This window comes from Dictyobacter aurantiacus, from assembly GCF_003967515.1.
GTDB classification, from domain to species: domain Bacteria; phylum Chloroflexota; class Ktedonobacteria; order Ktedonobacterales; family Ktedonobacteraceae; genus Dictyobacter; species Dictyobacter aurantiacus.
Map to the genome: position 1 here is coordinate 5,846,325 of NZ_BIFQ01000001.1, position 18,627 is coordinate 5,864,951.

At 53.9% G+C, this 18,627-nt stretch carries 11 protein-coding genes; 3 read left to right on the forward strand and 8 right to left on the reverse strand.

Annotated features, from left to right (window positions below; all coding sequences use genetic code 11):
• Positions 1-32: 32 nt before the first annotated feature.
• The 8 genes from KTT_RS23605 to KTT_RS23640 form a co-directional block, all read right to left on the reverse strand.
• Positions 33-3,242 (reverse strand): type 2 lanthipeptide synthetase LanM family protein, encoded by a 3,210-nt coding sequence (locus tag KTT_RS23605; RefSeq protein WP_126598854.1) that lies wholly within the window; start codon positions 3,240-3,242, stop codon positions 33-35.
• Positions 3,243-6,470: a type 2 lanthipeptide synthetase LanM family protein gene (locus KTT_RS23610; RefSeq protein ID WP_160146085.1), complete on the reverse strand. Its 3,228-nt coding sequence runs from the start codon at positions 6,468-6,470 to the stop codon at positions 3,243-3,245.
• A gap of 123 nt (positions 6,471-6,593) precedes the next feature.
• Positions 6,594-6,809: a hypothetical protein gene (locus tag KTT_RS23615; protein WP_126598859.1), complete on the reverse strand. Its 216-nt coding sequence runs from the start codon at positions 6,807-6,809 to the stop codon at positions 6,594-6,596.
• Between the two features lie 135 nt (positions 6,810-6,944).
• Positions 6,945-7,160, reverse strand: a complete 216-nt coding sequence (locus tag KTT_RS23620; protein ID WP_126598860.1) for a hypothetical protein — start codon at positions 7,158-7,160, stop codon at positions 6,945-6,947.
• A 181-nt stretch (positions 7,161-7,341) separates the two neighbouring features.
• On the reverse strand, positions 7,342-7,554 hold the full coding sequence (locus KTT_RS23625; RefSeq protein WP_126598862.1) for a mersacidin/lichenicidin family type 2 lantibiotic: 213 nt from the start codon (positions 7,552-7,554) through the stop codon (positions 7,342-7,344).
• A gap of 637 nt (positions 7,555-8,191) precedes the next feature.
• Positions 8,192-9,205, reverse strand: coding sequence for a nucleoside phosphorylase-I family protein (locus KTT_RS23630; RefSeq protein WP_126598864.1), 1,014 nt, complete (start codon positions 9,203-9,205; stop codon positions 8,192-8,194).
• 315 nt (positions 9,206-9,520) lie between these two features.
• Positions 9,521-11,596, reverse strand: coding sequence for a 1,4-alpha-glucan branching protein GlgB (gene glgB, locus KTT_RS23635; protein ID WP_126598866.1), 2,076 nt, complete (start codon positions 11,594-11,596; stop codon positions 9,521-9,523).
• 422 nt (positions 11,597-12,018) lie between these two features.
• Entirely contained in the window at positions 12,019-13,314 is a 1,296-nt protein-coding gene (locus KTT_RS23640; RefSeq protein WP_126598868.1) for an MFS transporter, read from the reverse strand.
• A 414-nt stretch (positions 13,315-13,728) separates the two neighbouring features.
• Between KTT_RS23640 and KTT_RS23645 the strand changes: the two genes are divergently transcribed.
• The 3 genes from KTT_RS23645 (at position 13,729) to KTT_RS23655 (ending at position 18,620) form a co-directional block, all read left to right on the forward strand.
• A complete protein-coding gene (locus KTT_RS23645) occupies positions 13,729-14,145 on the forward strand; it encodes a TraR/DksA family transcriptional regulator (protein WP_126598870.1) in 417 nt (138 codons plus the stop codon).
• A 260-nt stretch (positions 14,146-14,405) separates the two neighbouring features.
• Complete coding sequence (locus KTT_RS23650; protein WP_126598872.1) at positions 14,406-16,382, forward strand: hypothetical protein; 1,977 nt, start codon at positions 14,406-14,408, stop codon at positions 16,380-16,382.
• 102 nt (positions 16,383-16,484) lie between these two features.
• On the forward strand, positions 16,485-18,620 hold the full coding sequence (locus tag KTT_RS23655) for an AMP-binding protein (protein ID WP_126598874.1): 2,136 nt from the start codon (positions 16,485-16,487) through the stop codon (positions 18,618-18,620).
• Positions 18,621-18,627: the final 7 nt, after the last annotated feature.

Sequence of the window (18,627 nt, forward strand, 5' to 3'; positions counted from 1 at the left end):
GACTGGCGATTGGCCGTTGTTGGGGGAAGATGTCAATGCCAGAGGAGGAGGGAAGGTACGCGATCGGGGTGGGCGATGCGCAGAAGCTCATATCCAATGCCGGCCATGCCCTGGAAAAGTTCCACCTTATACACTTGAGGTGGGAATTGCATACTAAACATGAATGCCCCGTTTTGCTGCGCTCTTGTAAGTACTTGCCCGGTCAGGCTTCTCGCGATTGCGGCAAGATCGGGGCGAGAGAGTAGCGTCGATAGTGTGAGCAGGATGTCCACATGGCCAATGTTGCCACAACAGAGATGATCCCAATCCAGCAGGTTACATTGTTGTGTCTTTTGTAAGGCGCAATCGATATCCTTACGAATTTGGGGAGTATCCAGCACACTTAGCCCGCCAGCACGCGCCAGGCCAATTCCTGGCGCGCCATGGCACCAGGTGTAGACATCTAACGATGGAGGATCAGTGCGCAAATCAGGCCAGTTTTCCTCTGCGGTCGAGAAGAGGCTGTCCTCATAGGCAATGCCTTCTTTTGCAGCCTGCAAGAAGGAGGGGTTCTGTGTGACAGAGTAAAGACGCAGCAGTGCATAGGCGATGCCCGCCGCCCCGTGAGAAAATCCCGTAAGGCACTTGCCGTTAAAATTGGGCCACGCTCTATACCCTCTCTCGCTGATCGTAGATGCACGCAAGAGATACTGGCCACAGAGTAGAGCCTGGTCTAAGATGCTCTGCTCAGGAGAGGCATCGTAGAGCGCCATGAGCCCCAGAATCGCGCCTGCCGCTCCCGCGAGGACATCCAGTTCATGGTCGCTTTCGATATCTGTAGCCGTCATTGCTCTGGCGGCTTGTCTCGCGTCATCTAACAATCCTGGTTCGTCCAAAAACAGACTTATGCGCGTCAGCGCATAGATGATCGAACCGAGACCAGTACCAGCGCCAATGCCTGTCGCCCCGACCATATGCACCGGGTCCCTGCGTAGCGCCTGCACCACAGGTTGCACTGCCGTCAGGATCATTTGACGATAGCCTGCTCCGCCCGTGATGTTTTCCAGGGCCGCCAGGAATAGAGCGACACCGAAGGTTCCTGAATAGAGGTGATACTCCATAGGTTGCAGTTGATACTGTTCGGCGGATGGGAGATACTGTGGCGTGAGCCAGGTAATCCTTCCATCTGCTAGCGATACCATGCGTGTGGCAATTTGCTCGGCGATAGCGAGCGCTTGTGTTATCAGTTCCTCATTTGTTGGCACATAAGCGCAGTCCTCTATAAGTCGTGATGCTCTGCCTGCCCGAACTGGTACACACAGGGTGGCCTGGATCAGTTTGCTCTGCCGTGACAGGTGCTCATCACTCAGCCTCCGCAGCCGGTCTATCACAAGGGTGAATCCCGCTGTCTGAAAACACCGCTCTATTTTCTGACCAGACTCAAGGATCAAGTCAACACTATTCGCGCGCATGGTAAAACGCGGAGTGTCGTGCGTGATCAATGCCTGCTGTTCCGCTTTGTAGAGCGGCCACCAACGTTTTTTCTCGGCTTCGCTTCTCTGTTGAATGATGGACGATCCTAGCAATTCCATTGCTATGCTTTGAACCACCCCATCACGCGAAAAAGCTGGAGTACATAATTTCTCCTTCATTGCCGAATACATCCAATCAGGCCGGAAGAAAAAACGTATGTACTGCTGCTCAAGAAGATACAAAGGACTGGTCTCCGCGAGAAGATCTTCACGGTGGCTTAAGAGAAAATGATACAGGATTTGAAAACCCTGCACGACATCTTCAACATAATCCTCCAGCCTTTGTGGGCAGCCGTTGAGCAGTGGTATGTTCATGCCCTTAAGAACCTCACTTGCAGCTTCACTGGTGCGAACAGATTTCTGTTGAGCAAGCAAAGAAGCCATACCTGGCGTGCCCAGTCCACTGGTATCACGAATGCTCTCTTTGTCCCTGGACAATTGCCAGGTAGCAAGAAGTCCAGTATGCAGCACTGTATACATGAGATGCTCATCACTCTGATCAGGCGGCGTAGAGGATGTGTTGTCCGGGTGATGAGGAGAGGAATAGGGCTGCATAAGGATGCTGGGATCTACCAAAACGGGATGTTCACCATACGCGATAATATGGCTGGCGAGGCAATTCCTGCCACCGAGCAGGTAGATGAGACACAGCAACATACCGGCTCTCTGGCAATACATATGTATTTCTGGCTGATTCCTGCATGGCCGGTGTTCTATATATTCCACCCATCCATGATCCCTGCGATTGAGACATGCCAGGATCTTGAAGAGGTGAGCGACGGCCTGCTGATTACACCAGGCCAGCAGCTGATAATACGCGTCCTCCAGACCAATGTTTCCAGGTTTATACACTACTTTTCCGCCCGATGCGAAAGTCAGGGCCATCACGCGGCGTCCTCCATGATAGCTCTTTGAAAGCGCCGGCTGGATTCCCGCGACCTGGTCAGGTTGGTTGGCGCCAAGCATGTTCTGGATGTCTGGCCAATCAGTTGCGAGATGTTGAAAAAACGCGGCCGTAGCCGCAACCCACTGCTCGGTAAGTGTTGCCAGCAGGCGCGCCAGGGCGCTGTACTGGCGAAAAAACGCCGCTAACCGGGCTGAGCGCATCTGTTCGATAAAGCGCTGATAGCAGGCATCTTCAGCCTCCTGAGTCCGCGCGCGTTCCCTGGCGAACTCGGCGTATAAGGTATCCACCGCGCAAGCAACCAGTTCCTGGAGGAGTTGATCCCGCAGAGTTGCATGTGCCTGCTCCGCAAGCAGATGAAAAGCTCCACTGGACTGGCTCATCAGCTGTTGATGCGCGATGGCAACAAACGGGGCGAGAATTTCTCCAAAGGGAACCGGTTGCTTTGTCGCCAGAGCATGGACAAGTTGTGTCATGTGCTGGTTATATGTTGCCTCATCTTCTGGTGCTTTATCGGTAAAGAGCAAAACCTCCCGCAGAAGATGAGCCCAGGAAGGAAGAATATGCTGTTTATCCACATGCATTGAGCCAAGGACCGCTTGTACCATACGCAGATCAAAACCATCCCTGGCCAGGCGTTCACGAAACAGTTCCCGGTTTCCTCCTGCGCTACTTTGGCACCATGCCGCCAGGCGGGCCTGTACGACCTCATGATTGGTATGAGCATCATCAGGAACCAGTGCTCCACTCAGGCGTTCAGTGATTGTACTGGCCCCTGCAACGATGGCGAGCACATCCTGGCTGAAACAGTCCGACGTTATCGGCATTTAATGTTCCTTTCTGATAACAGGTGGCTGGAGTAAAAGCACAGATGGAATCTGTTCAGGTGCTGCCAACCTGAGTAATTGATAGCCTGTGCCCGCCAGACCTGTCATCAAGCCAGGCGTCTCTATCCCTGTAGGCACGCCCGTAACCCAACGCTGTGTTGTAAGACTGTCGAGCAGTGAAGCGACGATGCGCCTGGTCTGTCCGCAGGACCAATGGTCACGCAGGGTGCGGGCAGCGACGAGCAAGAGCTCAAGATTGCCAAAGTCGCCGTGGCAGAGTGCATGGTTCCATCCAAAGCCAGCCGCCAGGGTAACGTTAAGCGTGCGGTCTATTTCTCTGCGATTCTGTTCATCAGGTAATTCTTCCAGGCAATCCAGGCGAGCCAGCCCGATCCCTGGCGCTCCCTGGCACCAACTCTGTCTGCCAACACCACGCTCACATGGGCGGGCATCCTGCTGCTCTCCTGTAACAGACAGCGCGCTTTGCTCGTGCTGTAAAGTTTGCATGGCCACGTAGCGGAAACGCTCTTCACCACTTGCGCGGGCCAGTTTAAGAAGGCTCCAGACAATGCCGGTAGTACCGCTCAAAAAGCCGGGAGGCAGCGGTTCCTGAGAACGGGATAGCCAACGCTGCCCTCTTTTGTCCGGTTGAGCGCGGGCCAGTAGATGATCACCGCATTGCAAGGCAACCGTAAGCGTCTTTGCCGATGGCCAGACCGCATAGAGAGAGAGAAGGCTGGCAATGCATCCCGCCGAACCGGCCATGATATCCAGGCTCTCATCCTTCTCTACAAGGTCAGGCAGCAGCGCGACCAGCTCCTCAGCCTCCTTGAATAAGGAATGATCGTGCCAGAGCATCCCAAGGTGGGATAGGAGGTACACCACAGAACCCCAACCATCAAAAACCCCCACTCTTGCTTGCTCAGGGCGTGTTCTGGCCTTCTGCATATCAGCTCGTAATTTAGCCACAGCTGCTCTGGCTAGTTCTGTAAAACGGACATCACCTGTCAGGCTTCCCAGATAACTCAAGAACAACGCGATACCCGCTACGCCGTTGTATAAGCTGATGTCGCTGACCTGAAGAGACCACTCGCGATCTCTATAGAGCCCGATATCGAGCCATCCGGCGGCACCGCCCTTGCGCAAAGCTTGCCTGTTGAGTTGCTCACCGATAGCACGAGCGGCCTGTACACACTGTGTATGGTTCACGTCGCTACATACTGGTCGCAGATGTACTCCTGCCGATGGCGGATTGTGGATATCTAGCGACATGCAAGCGAAAGATGCTTTGATAATCCAGCACTGCCGGGCAAGATCCTCCTCTCCAAGCTGTTCGATACACATTCTGGCGCGTTCCAGACTTGTCTCCTCAAAGACGCCTTGAATAACCTCCCCCTGACTGGTAATCAGGTCGTGGCTGTCAGGATAGGTAGTAAACAGCGGAATATCACCATTGAGCAGGTCGGCCCGTTCCGCGGCAATCAGCCGGGATAAGTAAGGAATATCTTTGACGGCCAGCCATAAATAATCAAAGAAACGCTCGCGTTTTAAGGCATCGCGCAACTTGTTGGGATGGAAGCTCTCGGTCAGGAGTAGAGCATAATCGCTTGTCCCGCGGGCAATGAAACGAATTTCATCATGGGAAAAGCGAGGCAGAAGGTGGGTCAGGAACTCAGCGCGACGAGTGCTAATCTCATGGTAAATGGTGCTAAAACCTTTGATGAGAGCACCGCAATAATCGGAAGTTTGCACTGGCTGACCATTGAGCTGTGGGCGATTCTGATCGCCAGGCGTTTTCATATCCTCCAGTACTATGTGCATTTCGTCTGTCTGCTCGCCTTCCCACCTGCGAGCAGGACGAGGAAATAGTTGCCCTTCCTGACCGCCAAGCCCGCTGAGATCGACTCCTATGGCATCCTCCTCGGACCAGGCGCGCTGAGGAAGCAGATCTGTGTGCAGGACAGAATGCAGCAAGGCTGGATGTGTCAGAAGAGAAGCCTCCTCGCGGCGCTGCTGAGGATGCAGCAGCGCTTCCAGATCGACCAGCATAGGATGCTCGCCAGCAGCTATGATATTCTCTGCGTGAAAGTCAACTGCTTGCAGAATATAGAGCAAAGCCAGGTATCCCCCCTGTCTCTCATAAAAACGTTCGACCTCTTTTTCAGAGGTACATTCGCGAGCAGGAATAAACTCGGACCAGCCATATGAGCCCTTATTCAGTAGCCTGGTTGTTTTGAAGCCAGGGTGATCGCCATGTTCGTTCAGCCAGGTAAGCAATTCCTGAAAATGGACATCGATCGCTAATGATTTTGGTTTGTACACCAGTTGCCAGCCGGAAGCAAACTGGAGCAGCATCACACTGCGTCCCCCCCGATGGGTATCACCGGCTCCACCGTCAATCGTAGCGAGTAATCCCGGATCTTCTACGGGTGCCAGGTGGGTACAAATCTCTGGCCAGTCTGCGCTGAGGTGCTGTAAAAACTCCAGGCTGAATGTAACCCAAAAATCAAGTGTAATCACGAGCTGGCGAGCCAGCACAGAGTATTCTTCGAGCAGGGACGCGATTACATCTTTATTGCTCAAGAATTGTATATAGCTCTGAAAACGTTCCTCAGACGTTTCACCCTCTAATTGTCCTCGCAAACGCGCGATATTCAGCTCGAGCACAAATGTGCGGTGTAGTTGAGGTTGCAATTGTTGGGCAAGATTGGGCAAGAACAAAGATGCGACGTTTTGCGGATCAAAAGGAAGCATATCATACCGCTGAGAAAGCCTATCTATGCCCTCCTGAAGGCGCTGGATGCCTCTCTGTAACAGGGGAAGCAGAGGTCGTAAAAAAGCAAAGTCCTCACCTCCTTCTTGCTCAGGGAAGCGAAGATCAGTAGCAGTGGGTGCATCCGCTCCCGTAAAAGCCCTCGCCAGTTCTTCCAGCCAGTGTGGCGGTCCTGACTGGATCAGGCGGTCGCGGACACGTTCGATGGGTTCCACCAGGAGCGCAAGAAGATCCTGTTCAGTTATCGCATCCAGCGCCAGGCGATCAGCAAAGAGAGAACTTATATGGAAAGGAGCTTGCTGCTTCCACTGTTGGAACGCTTCTTCCGCTTCCCGCCTGTTGCCAGGTTCAATGGTAAGCGGATTATGGGAGCCCTGGAGTGACTGAAGGCGTTCTTTCAGGGTTGCCGCGTGATACCAGCCAGCGGATTGCCATGAGGATTCTATACTGTTCACTTTCTGCTCCTTGTAGAGAGCAATACGATACAAATGTCTGCTCTTACATTCATCTCGTTACATCCTCGCGGTCCCGAACATTTTCAGAAAACATCCAGAACTACAAAGTGACAGGTTACATTTCTATGATTTCTTGTGTTTCTTGCAGCCCCCCTCGCGAACGGTGTAAGGTACAGGAGTATTAGGCATAGCCATCCAATTCCGGGTGTTCTCTCCACCAACTGCATCTGCCAGTTCCTGATCAGACAATTCATCGCCGATCGGGTTTTCAGGCAGATGCTGATCCAGGTCCACCGACGTTCCTGTTTTCCACGCACGGATAATCTCTTCGATGGTCATTATCGGCTCCTCTTGTGACATCCTTGCGGTCCCGAACATTTTTAAAAAACATCCGGGACTGCAAAGTGACGAGTCAAATTTTAACGTTTTCTGGGTGTTCTGCACTAACAGTCCCACTTCGTAGGGTGGAAAGATTCAATGTTTTTTTGGTTTACACCAACATTCATACTTCGTAGGGCGTCGAGTTTCAGTGTTGGGCATAGCCATCCAATCCTGCCCTTGATGACTACCAATTGCCTCTGCCAGTTCCTGATCAGACAACTCATTGCCGATCGGGTTCTCAGGCAGATGCTGATCTAGATCTTCCGACGTTCCGGCCTTCCACGCACGGATAATCTCTTCGATGCTCATTATCAGCTCCTCTTGTCTGCCTTCAAGAAAGGCGCTACTTACATATTCGAACCATTCAGTTACTTACTACGACTTGCAGAGTTGCCCGGAAGAACCTTTTCCCCGCTCTATCTCCCGTGTAATTGCGGCCCCGGCTATTTCCTAAAAAATATCCGGGGCCGCAAAGTGGCAGGCTAAATCTTTATGGTTTCTTGTGTTTCTTGCAGTCTCCACACTCTTTCGTACGGTGTGACCCGTTAGGCATAGCAATCCAATCCTGGGCGTTCTTGCCGCCGAATGCTTCTGCCAGTTCGTTATCAGACAATTCATCGCCGATCGGGTTCCCAGGCAGATGCTGATTCGGGTCTTCCGACGTTCCTGTTTTCCATGCACGGATAATCTCTTCGATGGTCATTATCGGCTCCTCTTGTCTTCAAGAAAGGCGCTACTTGCACTGTTCGAACCATTCAGTACCTACCTACGATTTACCGCACAATCCGAGTATGTACAGAGCCCCAAAGCAGTAATCAACGAATCCTTTGCTCTTCCCACCATGGAATTGAAGTTTCGTGCAGCGTTCGCCGAATCTATCGCGATGAATATGAATAATACTTATACTGATGTACACCCCTATCTCTGCTTTTTTTTCAAAAGAACATTGTGCCCTTGTTAACAACAACACGCTTACTAACAAGAGAGTGTTACTCTGCCAGGGGTAGATTCAGCGGGTGAGCCTGTAGATGCTAAAGAACGGTTATATATGCCGATCGGCAAAGGGGAAGATCCCCGGGAGGAATGGTTGTTTCCTCGCAGGGATCGTGTGATTCAGTGGGTGCCAGGATAGGTTATTGTAATTGGGTGATTAGCAATCGCCGGCCGGGGTCGTAAAGGTGCCGAGATAACAAGCCCCGTGTGATAGGGATGCTACAGTTAATGCACTATATCATGGAGAATGCCAACCTTCCAAATTCTAATGCAGCATGTCCTCTATTCACGCGTGAATAGAGGACATGCTTATTCCAGTCTAGAAAGTGTTGATCCACGACCGATCGCTATTCTGATGTCGACAGGCCCATCAGGTAGTGTGCGACGGTCGAGCCGACCAGGTAGAGGTTGTCGAACGCGAGGTCGTTGGTGCGAGGACTCCTGGTGATGAAATCCTCGAGTGTCTCTCCCGGGGGTGGAGTATAGAAGGCGCTGGCACCCCGTAGATCCAGGTAGTGATTCAGGTAGCCAAAGCGCTTGAGGGAGGTGGCCGTTGCTGCATCTTCCTGGTTATAGGTGCAGTTGTGGCCCTGGTTATCAGTCAACAGGTCCATAATATGTTGAGCGAGTTGAGAGAAGAAGAGTCCTTTCCAGAGATTATCGCCCGAGTCTGTATCGCACTGGGCGACAAAGGGTTTTTTGCCTACCTGGCTAGGATACTTATTACGTTCCGCAATGGCTTCAGGACTATCCTTCAATGCGAGGTTAGCGGTCAGATGATAGGCCAGCGATACCAGGCTCGAATTGAGCTGATAGACGGAGGTGCTATCCGGGAAGGTAGTTTTGGGAGGAATATAGCCAAAGGGATCCGAGATCTGTCCGGGTAGTTGATGGAAGCCCTGATCCCAGTCAACGACCCAGTCGGCCCAGGCGGTAAAGCCCAGGGTCCCAGCTTCTTGACGCGGGAAGGTTGAACGTGGCGGGGTGCTGGCCGTGCCAGCGGTAATAAAGTAGGTATTCTGGAAATCGAAGCGCGTATCGGCCAGGATCGCTGACATACTGGCGGCCGCGTTGGACTTATCGACCCCGGTGATGGTCAGGCAGAGTCTCTGAACATTACATTGGACTGGGTTATCGGCGCCCGGCACATTAAAGACCAATGTAAAATGTTCATGATCCTGCCATCGCGTCGCTTCACCTGAGAACATAGTGATAATGAATACCTTGACTGCGAAGGGGTGTTGCGGCTTATGCTTGCCTGGACTCGCTTGAGCCTGTACCAGCCCCGAAGTGAACGTGCCAAGAAGGCAGAGGCTGAGACAGACTGCGAGCATGCCCTGCCGCAGGAACTTTGTACGCATGTATACAGTAACCTTTCTACAAATATGTGCTACGTTGTTGTTATGCTTGAAGAGCCCCACATCTGATGATCGAGGGCATGCTTCATTTATGCTCTACTTTTAGTATATGGAGCGCGTGTTTTGGGATATGTGTATGTATGGGGGATGTATTGAGAGAAGGGAGAAATCGGCCAATGGTCAATATGTTGAGCGTGATATTTGGCGCGTCATTGAGAGGGGAGATGGTGTGTTTGGGGAAATGTGGGCGTCCGGGGACGGGAGGCCTCGGTTCACCGATGTACCCCATCGTCCATGGGGTACATCGGTGAACCGAGGTCAGGAAGGGTCCCCCGATGGGTGGTCGGAGGAGGTAGGGACCTGTTCCTCTAATGGTTCGGGTTCGCTGCCGATGGTGCCGGGTCGGCGCTTGAGGATGATGGTTGCCAGAGGGGGCAGCGTCAGGACGATCGAGCGTGATCCAGACTGCCAGGGGATGGGCTCGCTCGTCATATCTTCGGAGTTGAGCAGGTGGCTGCCACCGTAGCGGGCGTCGTCGCTGTTGAGGATCTCGTAGTAGATGCCCGAGGCTGGTACCCCCAGGCGGTAGCCCTGGCGCGGTACCGGCGTAAAGTTGCTGATGAAGAGCAGGGTATCTTCATCGTCCTTGCTGCGGCGCAGGAACGAGATCACACTATTATCGCTATCGTGGGGATCGATCCAGGAGAAGCCAGCGGGATCGCAGTCCAGGGCGCTCAGGGCGGGCTCGTCCTGATAGACCTGGTTGAGCCGGGAGATGAAGTCGAGCAGCTGGGCGTGATGCGGATCGCTAGGCGGCGCCAGCAGGTGCCAGTCCAGGCTCTCCTTGTAGTTCCACTCGGCCCACTGACCGAACTCGCCGCCCATAAAGAGCAGCTTCTTGCCGGGGTGACCCCACATATAGCCGTAGAAGGCGCGCAGATTGGCGAACTTCTGCCACAGATCGCCCGGCATCTTGTTGATCATTGAGCCCTTGATATGCACCACCTCGTCGTGTGAGAGGGGCAGCACGTAGTTTTCCGAATAGGCATACATCAGCGAGAAGGTAATGTTGTTGTGGTAGTTGCGACGGTAGATAGGGTCCAGCTTCATATATTCAAGCATGTCGTGCATCCAGCCCATGTTCCACTTGTGGGTGAAGCCCAGGCCTCCAACATAGGTAGGACGCGTCACCAGCGGCCATGCGCTCGACTCCTCGGCGATGGTGACCGCGCCGGGTACCTCGGCGTAGACCGCCTCGTTGAGCTGCTGCAGGAAGGTGACCGCCTCCAGATGTTCACGGCCACCATGCTCATTGGGGATCCACTCGCCCGCCGGCCGTAGATAGTCCAGGTAGAGCATTGAGGCCACCGCGTCCACGCGCAGACCGTCGATATGGTACTCGCGCAGCCAGAAGAGCGCGCTGGCGACCAGGAAGTTGCGCACCTCGCTGCGTCCATAGTCAAAGACGTAGGTCCCCCACTCTTTATGCTCGCCCTTGCGCGGATCGGGATGTTCATACAGGTGCGTGCCATCGAAGTAGGCCAGGGCATGACCATCCTTGGGGAAGTGCGAAGGGACCCAGTCCAGGATCACGCCGATGCCCGCCTGGTGGACATAATCGATAAAATACTGAAAATCCTCGGGTGTGCCAAAGCGGGACGTGGGCGCGTAGTAGCCGGTACACTGATAGCCCCAGGAGCCATCGAACGGATACTCGGTGATGGGCAGCAACTCGATATGGGTAAAGCCGTGAGCCTTCACATAGTCGGTCAGCGCCGGGGCTAGCTCGCGATAGGTCATAAAGCGATCCTCTTCGGCCGCTCCCGGCACATGACGCTCGGGCACGTGGCGCCAGGATCCCAGGTGCACCTCATAGATCGACAGCGGAGCGTTCAGATCCTGGCGCTGTGCCCGCTGCTCCAGCCAGGCCGCGTCCTGCCACTGGTGATGTCTGATATCCTGCACGATACTGGCCGTATTGGGGCGCAGCTCACTGGCGAAGGCATAGGGATCGATCTTATCGGCCGTGTAGTTGTTATTGCGTGAATAGATGGCGTACTTGTAGAGCGCGCCCTCGCGCAGTCCCGGTATAAACGTCTCCCAGACGCCCAGTTCCTGGTGGCGCAGTTCCATCAGATTGGTGCTGCGATTCCAGCCGTTGAAATCGCCGATCACCGAGATCGCGCGCGCATTGGGGGCCCAGACCGCGAAGTTGACGCCCTCCACTCCATCGACGACGCGGGGGTGCGCCCCCATCTTCTCATACAGATAAAAGTGTTTCCCCTGCCCAAAGAGGTAGAGATCAAACTCACTAAAGATCGACGGGATCTCCCCGGTCTGCGACTGATTATTGGTACCGCTGTCTGGTTGCTGCGGAAGATGTGGTGCTGACATAAAAAACGTCCTTTGTTTTCGTTATTTGTGCCAATTTGCTTTTAGCATAGCACATTCAGCCAACCATCAGGACGTGTAAGAATGTATCTGACTCCCGTCCCCCTGAGGGCACATGCGCGCCCCCGCACGCGCGTCCGCTACGCGGCCGCATTGTTATGGTCTGTTGGTGCAACAGGGGCGCGAAAGCGCCCCTGCTGCACCAACAGACCATGGAGCCGTGAGCACCGCCGGTGCGAAAACTCAGCCGGGCTGCAGGCGATGATCATGAGAATCAGACACGCTCTAATTTTGAAGGCAGAAACAAGGCAGCACGTGCGGACGAGTATGCTCCCGGCATGCTTGCCCGCACGTGCTGTGGTCTTTTTCCTTTATGCATGCTCTAAAGTTGCATATATCGAGGCTTGCGGCCCCAAACGTATACGTTAAGATGGTTTGACGGGGATGGGTGATTCGGTGAGGGCGGATGGTTCGGCGGGTGTTGGGATGCTGACCAGGCTCATCGCCGGTATTTTGATAAACGGGAGCGCGCTGAGGGCGAAGATGGCGCCGGAGATGTCGAGCAGCACGGCGGTGCCGAGCAGGCCGGCGCCGACGCTGGAGATGCCCATTCCGATCAATACCATCAGGGACAGCACCGTGTTGTAGGAGCCAAAGACGCGGCCGCGATAGCTGTCGCTGGTCGCCTTCTGCATCAGCGTCTGGGCGGTCACCATGGCCCAGACAAGGAGGGCGCCGATGATGGCCATCAGGACCAGGTCGATGGCAAAGATGGGGGTATTGATGATGATGATCAGGAACATGCCCATGATCCCAAATGAGAGCATGATCAGGTAACGGGGCTGCAGGCGACGGATGACCTGTTGACTGACGACGGAGGCCAGCAGGGCGCCCATTCCCTGTGCCGCCATAATCCAGCCAAGGGTGCTGGCATTGCCGTGGAGAATATCACGGGTAAAGGCCACCAGCAGCACATCCAGAATTCCTTCTCCCACCATCATCACACCCATGCCGGTAAAGATGGCGCGCAACACCGGCTCCGTGCGTACCACCTGCAGTCCGTCGACCAGCTCATGCCAGAGCTTGAGCCAGAGCGCCTTTGGCGTGGCCTGCGCTCCTGCACTGGCCGGCGCAGCCGGTTGCGGTCGAATCTGGGGTCGGAAGGTGATCAGCAGGAGGCACAGGGCCGCGACCAGGTAGGAGGAGCTATCGATGGCCACGATACTGATAATGCCAAAGAAGGCGTAGAGCGCGCCGCCGAGGGATGGTCCCAGCAGGCGCGTCACCGCCTCGCTGAATGAATCCAGCGAGTTGGCGGCCACCAATTCCTGCGAGGAAACGATCTGCGGGATCAACGCGCTTTTGGCCGGCATGAAAAACTGCGAGATCGCCGACTCCAGCAGGGTTACTGCATAGATCAGCCAGAGCAGGGAGGGGGAGTGAGCCAGCAGCAGAAGGAGCAGGATCGCGGCGCGTAGCAGATTGGTCGCGATCATCACGAGGCGGCGATCCCAGCGATCGGCGAAGACGCCACCCAGCGAGCCGAGCAACAGGCGCGGCACCGACATCGCGATGAACGTTCCACCGGTCGCCAGAACTGAATTGGTGAGATCGAATATATAGAACGGGAGGGCCAGCACCATCAGCCAGTCCCCAAGAATGGAGATCAGCTCACCACTCCATAGCAGGGCAAAGTTGCGGTTGCGCAGAACAGAAAACATTGTTGATCGCTCCTTCTAACTGCAAAAAAATCATATTAAAATGGCAATTTGTATTATCCGTTTGATTTTTATTGTCAATCAATAACAAAATATTACAATGATGTGGTGTATTTTGTCAATAAGATGGCGATTTAAATTATTGGCATGGCAAAAATCTGCATATGTATGATCTGTGTTTATCGAGTTGAATACAATAAATCGAGTTGGATACAATAAAGAGAGGGGATATTGTGAGCTGGTATGCATGAGACCAATTAGCTGTGAGCAACGTGTAGTAAAGAGATAACAACGGGTTTTCAAACTACGCTTCAGCCGCGTACCCGGGCGTAGAGAGCCAGCTTGCATGGCTGTGTTGGGAGAGAGTCCCGGGGGCATGAAGCGCCACAGATAGATAAGAAAGGAAGATGCAGAGCCATGGCTATTGATATAGCAAAGATGAAGAAGCGTTTGGAGGAGCAACGCCATGAGCTAGAGGAGAATCTCAAGGAGCCTACAGCGGGGCCACCACCTCAGGGTGATGGCGATCCAGCCGCGATCGATTACCAGGATATGGAAGACGATGCCACCGATGAGCAGGAGATGCAGCAAGAACAGGGCATCCGCTTCACCCTGCAGACGCAACTGGACGAGGTGAATACTGCCCTCAAGCGCATCGAAGATGGCACCTATGGGCGTTGTGTTGATTGTGGCAAAGAGATCCCTCCTAAACGCCTGGAGGCTATTCCCTGGGCGCAGCGCTGTATCGAGGACGAAGAAAAACACGATCAGTTGCTGGCCGAAGAAGACGCCGTCCGCGGCAACGAGCCTACTGAGGGCACCCATTTCTACTAGAGATTATTTTCTAGCATGGTTGCCCCCCTGAATTGCGTAGAAATACGTAGGTATACAGAAAGATACATCTATTTACGCCCATTGATATAATTATTCCTTTGGGCACGAATAGGTGTATCTTTTTAATTCAGGGATAAAATACCTGATATTAAGGAATCTCGATATACTCCAAAATCATCTTGACGTGTCCCATCATGTCCACTACAATGGATACCTATCGATTCGTGAATCTTTTAGTGCATGTAGGGAAGAGTAACTTGATGGGGTATGAGATGCTGCCTTCGTTTTTGAGGCGCAGGGTGTTGGTGGCGGTAGCTCCAGATGACATGCAGGCGATCGAACTGGTCAAAGCCATGCGTGCGCTGGGTTTAACGGTAATCATTGCGGCGACTATTGGTCTGGCGTCGCAGGCGGATGACGTAGCGGTCTGTGTGGTTGTGCTGCATCCCGACAGGTGGCGTAGCGCCCCTTCGATCATTACCGCGATGCGCAGGAATCCACGCTTTATGATTCCTGTGCTACAGGCTCCTATGGAGCTGCCCAGGGTCGCGTGGGCGACCGAGCCATTTTATCTAACGGAAGAGACGCTGGCCCAGACGGCGAAGGCCCTGGTGGGCATGATTCGTGGCCACCTGCAGACGGTATCGGAGCACGAGATCAACGCGCTCATACAGCAGCGCGCGGTCTTGCATCCCTGGTTTCGTGAGCCTGAGATGCTGGGAAGCGTTCCCGCTCCCATGCATAAAAAGATGCCCCGTAGCAAGCTGGCCCATTATCTTCAGCTCAGCTGGCCGCTGGCATTTATCCTCTGTATCAGCTTTTTGACCTACTATTTTTTCCAGCTTTCCGTCACCACCAATACCGAAGCCATCACGCCGATGGCTACCACCTCAACCTGGCGCAACCATGCCTACTCCGCACTCGTTCCTGGCCAGGAATGTGATCCTGGTGGTGCCGACTGGGAGATACCGGGATATTATAAAGATGTCGCCGCGCCTAACCCGGCCACGGCCACGCCTTCCACTCGCAAAAGCGTCCCGACGCCCCACCTGATCAATGATAACTCGGTGGTTCCTACCTGTCGGCAAGATGGTGTGATGCTGACCCATACCAATCATTACGCGGCCTTTGCCTCAATGATCTTTACCAGCCGAGGGCTGCCCTTGCCGCCGCACTATAGCACCAGTATCACGGCCAGTTCTGTCAATACCAGTAAATCCGCCATCTTTCAGCTGGGGGTACGTGACCAGAGTGGGTCCGACATGAGTGGCGTCGACTTTGGCTACGGCAACGATGCGCTACGGATCGGGACCAATGGTGCCTGGGAGGTTGTACGCTATGACAACACGACCGGCGCGATCGAGGTGCGCTACGCCCGTGGCTTCGTTCCCGCAGCCTCCCACTATACGCTGGCGGCCGACATCAACGGGCCGGCCATGACCTTTACGATTAACCGGCAGACCGTAGCCACCATTATTGATACCACGTATCCCGATAGCTACGGCATCTCCTTTGGCCTGAGCGATGGTGGTATCCAGCGGCCGCCCAGCGCCCTCTTTTCCCATTTCAGCTATACTCCCCTGCCGGATCATCTGCCAAAGAACGAGGCCGAGGTGCGCAGTACCGCCGACGCGCAGGTCAATGCCGCCGCCGATCAACTGCGGCAGCAAAGCTATCAGACGGCCACGCCCGGATTCGGCTGTGATCACGGCCAGGGACAATGGCAACCGACCGCGCTGACCGGGGGAGCGGCGACCACCCACTGCCTGGCACGGGGACTGAGCGTCGAGCAGAGCGCGCGCGTCAAGGACATGGGGCGTGTCTCGTTCTATGGTCTTGATGGCTTTATCTACGGTAACTATCGCGTCGGCGTCGATGTCGCTCTGAAAAGGGACAGCGACAACTGGGCCGGGCTGGGGACGCGCGTCGATCCACTGGGGTCCAGCTATACCTTCCTGGTGCGCAGCGATGGGAGCTGGAAGATACTGCGCTACGACAGCGATGGGGTCCCACATCAACTGGCGGCAGGTCGCGTCGCCCGGCGCGACACCTACAGCCTGCAGGCCCAGAGCAGCGGAGCAAGCCACAGCCTGCGCATCAACGGCGTCCCGGTCGCCACGGTCTTCGATCCCTTCTTGAGCACCACCGACCACATCGAGCTCAATACCCTCCCTGATGACAAGGGGGCGGCAGCCGCCACCACCTTCTCAAACTTCACCTTCACGCCGCTCTCATGATAAAGCGCGAACGGCGGCGTCTTTTGGGAAGATAATATTTGGAGCTGAGGTCTCTGTGTGATATGCTGAAGCAAGCCCAGCAACTACGGAGGGGATTGTTTTATGTTATTTCATACGCTTGCAAAAACTGTTGGGGCCTATTCAGATAAAACTGCCATTGTTCTGGGAAGCAGGAGTCTCACTTATGATGAACTCCTCATGCAGATAGAGCATTTCATAGACAGATTGCGTTCGCTGAATGTGGGTGAGGGAGATTGCGTTGCGCTTGTTCTACCTAATTCGATTGAATTTGTGGTGAGCTTTTATGCTCTGGCGAGTTTAAGGGCCAGGGCACTTCCTCTCAATCCAATTTTGAAGGCCGATGAGCTAAGATTTTACCTTAGCGATAACGAGATCAAGGCTATTATAACCGATACTGAACGGGCCGTATTGTGCAGGCAGACCATCGGTCAATTGGCTAAGGATGATATCGCATTAGTCATCGCCAATGAAGCAGAGGATGCACATGATACTCCTTCTCAACACGCTTCCAATCGTACTTTCTATACTGCTCAAGAGCCATTTGATGGACCAGTGATTTATCAATACTCATCCGGGTCTACCGGGCAGGCGAAAAAGGTGTGTAGAACGCAGAAGAACCTGGTGTCTGAGACCGAGGCATATGTCAATGGGTCCGGCATGACCGCGGCAGATAATGTGCTTTGTCTCGTACCGCTATTTCACACGCATGGCTTTTGTAAATGCATGCTGGCTTCCATGGCGACCGGGGCGACGCTGGTTATGTTAGAGCCAGTCGTGCGGGACGGTGTGACTGTGGAGGTGCCCTTTGTATTCCGTGCCCAACGCGTACTCGAACTTTTAGAACAGAAGCACATTTCTATGCTGCCGGCCACCCCTTACATCTTTGGTACGCTGGCAGAAACTACTGAAGATGTGCAGGTTGATGTCTCTTCTTTACGGGTGTGCCTGACCGGGGGGAATTTTTTGCCTGAAGCGACCTTTAAGCGATTTAAGCAGAGATTTGGTCTTCTTCTGCGCCCGGCTTATGGAAGTACGGAGACTGGATTTGTCACTTTGAATATGGAGCCGGATGATGAAGTGCGTTACGACTCGGTCGGTAGGCCCGGAAAGAATATAGAGGTGCGGATTACGAATGGGACGCTGGAGGAGTTGCCTGTGGGGAGTGTAGGAGAGATTGCGGTAAAGAGTCCGGCTATGGCTAAGGGTTATCTTAATGTAGCAGAGTTGAATCACGAGGCATTTAGAGACGACTTCTTTTTTACGGGTGATCTAGGAAAAAAAGATGGGCAGGGGCGTCTCTATATTACGGGTCGCAAAAAAATCTTTATTGATAGCGGCGGCGAGAAAGTTGATCCGCTAGAGCTCGAGCATGTGCTCACCACACATCCTGCTGTGAGTGAGGCGGCTGTAGTTGGTATCGCAGGGCCATATGGAGGGCAGGCGATCAAGGCGGTTATTGTGCCTGCAGGAGAACTGACAGAACTGGAAATCCTGCTCTATTGCCGGGAGCGACTGAGTGATTACAAGGTCCCGCGGTTCGTTGAGTTTCGGAATGCGCTGCCGAAAAGCCCGCTTGGAAAAATCCTGCGTAAAGACTTGATCGGCAGTTCAGGTAGCAGTGTTGCTGATACAGCTTCTTCATCAGGAGGGGATAGCACGATACGCACCAGGATTTTAGCCTTAAAACATGACGGAATGCAAGCAGAACACTTCCTGGAATTGCGCATTCGTGAACGAATAGCCACCTTGTTACTGTTGGATGTAGCAGAGGTAGATGCACAGCGTCCGCTGGGTGAGTTAGGGCTGGGCTCGCTCAAGGCGGTAGAACTGCGGAACTGGTTGGAAGTAAGTCTTGAGCTGACACTTCCAGTAACGATCCTCTGGAGCTATCCTACCGCGGCATCTCTCGCTGCGCACATAGTTTCTACGTTACGGCGGTCTATAGCCGCTGAAGAGCGTGTTGCTGCTGAGGCGCTGGATTTGTCCAATGCACATGGAGAGAAGGGTATAGCGCTTCAGGGTATGGCTGAAATTGAACGGCTCTCCGAAGCTGAGGTCCAGCAGCAGGTTGATGTCATGACAAAAGAGATCTGGAAAAACGATGCAACGGGTGCTGCCGATAATGGAGACCTGTCCTCGTATCTCTCTCAGATTGAGCAAATGTCGGATGCCGAGGTCCAGCAACTGCTCTCTCACGAGAATCGCAACAATCCATAGAAAGTTG

What these genes read in the sequence shown, in the direction of transcription:
- KTT_RS23605 (WP_126598854.1), bottom strand. Translation starts at nt 3,242, where the DNA reads ATGCCGATAACGTCGGACTGTTTCAGCCAGGATGTGCTCGCCATCGTT.
- KTT_RS23615 (WP_126598859.1), bottom strand. Translation starts at nt 6,809, where the DNA reads ATGACCATCGAAGAGATTATCCGTGCGTGGAAAACAGGAACGTCGGTG.
- KTT_RS23620 (WP_126598860.1), bottom strand. Translation starts at nt 7,160, where the DNA reads ATGAGCATCGAAGAGATTATCCGTGCGTGGAAGGCCGGAACGTCGGAA.
- KTT_RS23625 (WP_126598862.1), bottom strand. Translation starts at nt 7,554, where the DNA reads ATGACCATCGAAGAGATTATCCGTGCATGGAAAACAGGAACGTCGGAA.
- KTT_RS23630 (WP_126598864.1), bottom strand. Translation starts at nt 9,205, where the DNA reads ATGCGTACAAAGTTCCTGCGGCAGGGCATGCTCGCAGTCTGTCTCAGC.
- glgB (WP_126598866.1), bottom strand. Translation starts at nt 11,596, where the DNA reads ATGTCAGCACCACATCTTCCGCAGCAACCAGACAGCGGTACCAATAAT.
- KTT_RS23640 (WP_126598868.1), bottom strand. Translation starts at nt 13,314, where the DNA reads ATGTTTTCTGTTCTGCGCAACCGCAACTTTGCCCTGCTATGGAGTGGT.
- KTT_RS23645 (WP_126598870.1), top strand. Translation starts at nt 13,729, where the DNA reads ATGGCTATTGATATAGCAAAGATGAAGAAGCGTTTGGAGGAGCAACGC.
- KTT_RS23650 (WP_126598872.1), top strand. Translation starts at nt 14,406, where the DNA reads ATGGGGTATGAGATGCTGCCTTCGTTTTTGAGGCGCAGGGTGTTGGTG.
- KTT_RS23655 (WP_126598874.1), top strand. Translation starts at nt 16,485, where the DNA reads ATGTTATTTCATACGCTTGCAAAAACTGTTGGGGCCTATTCAGATAAA.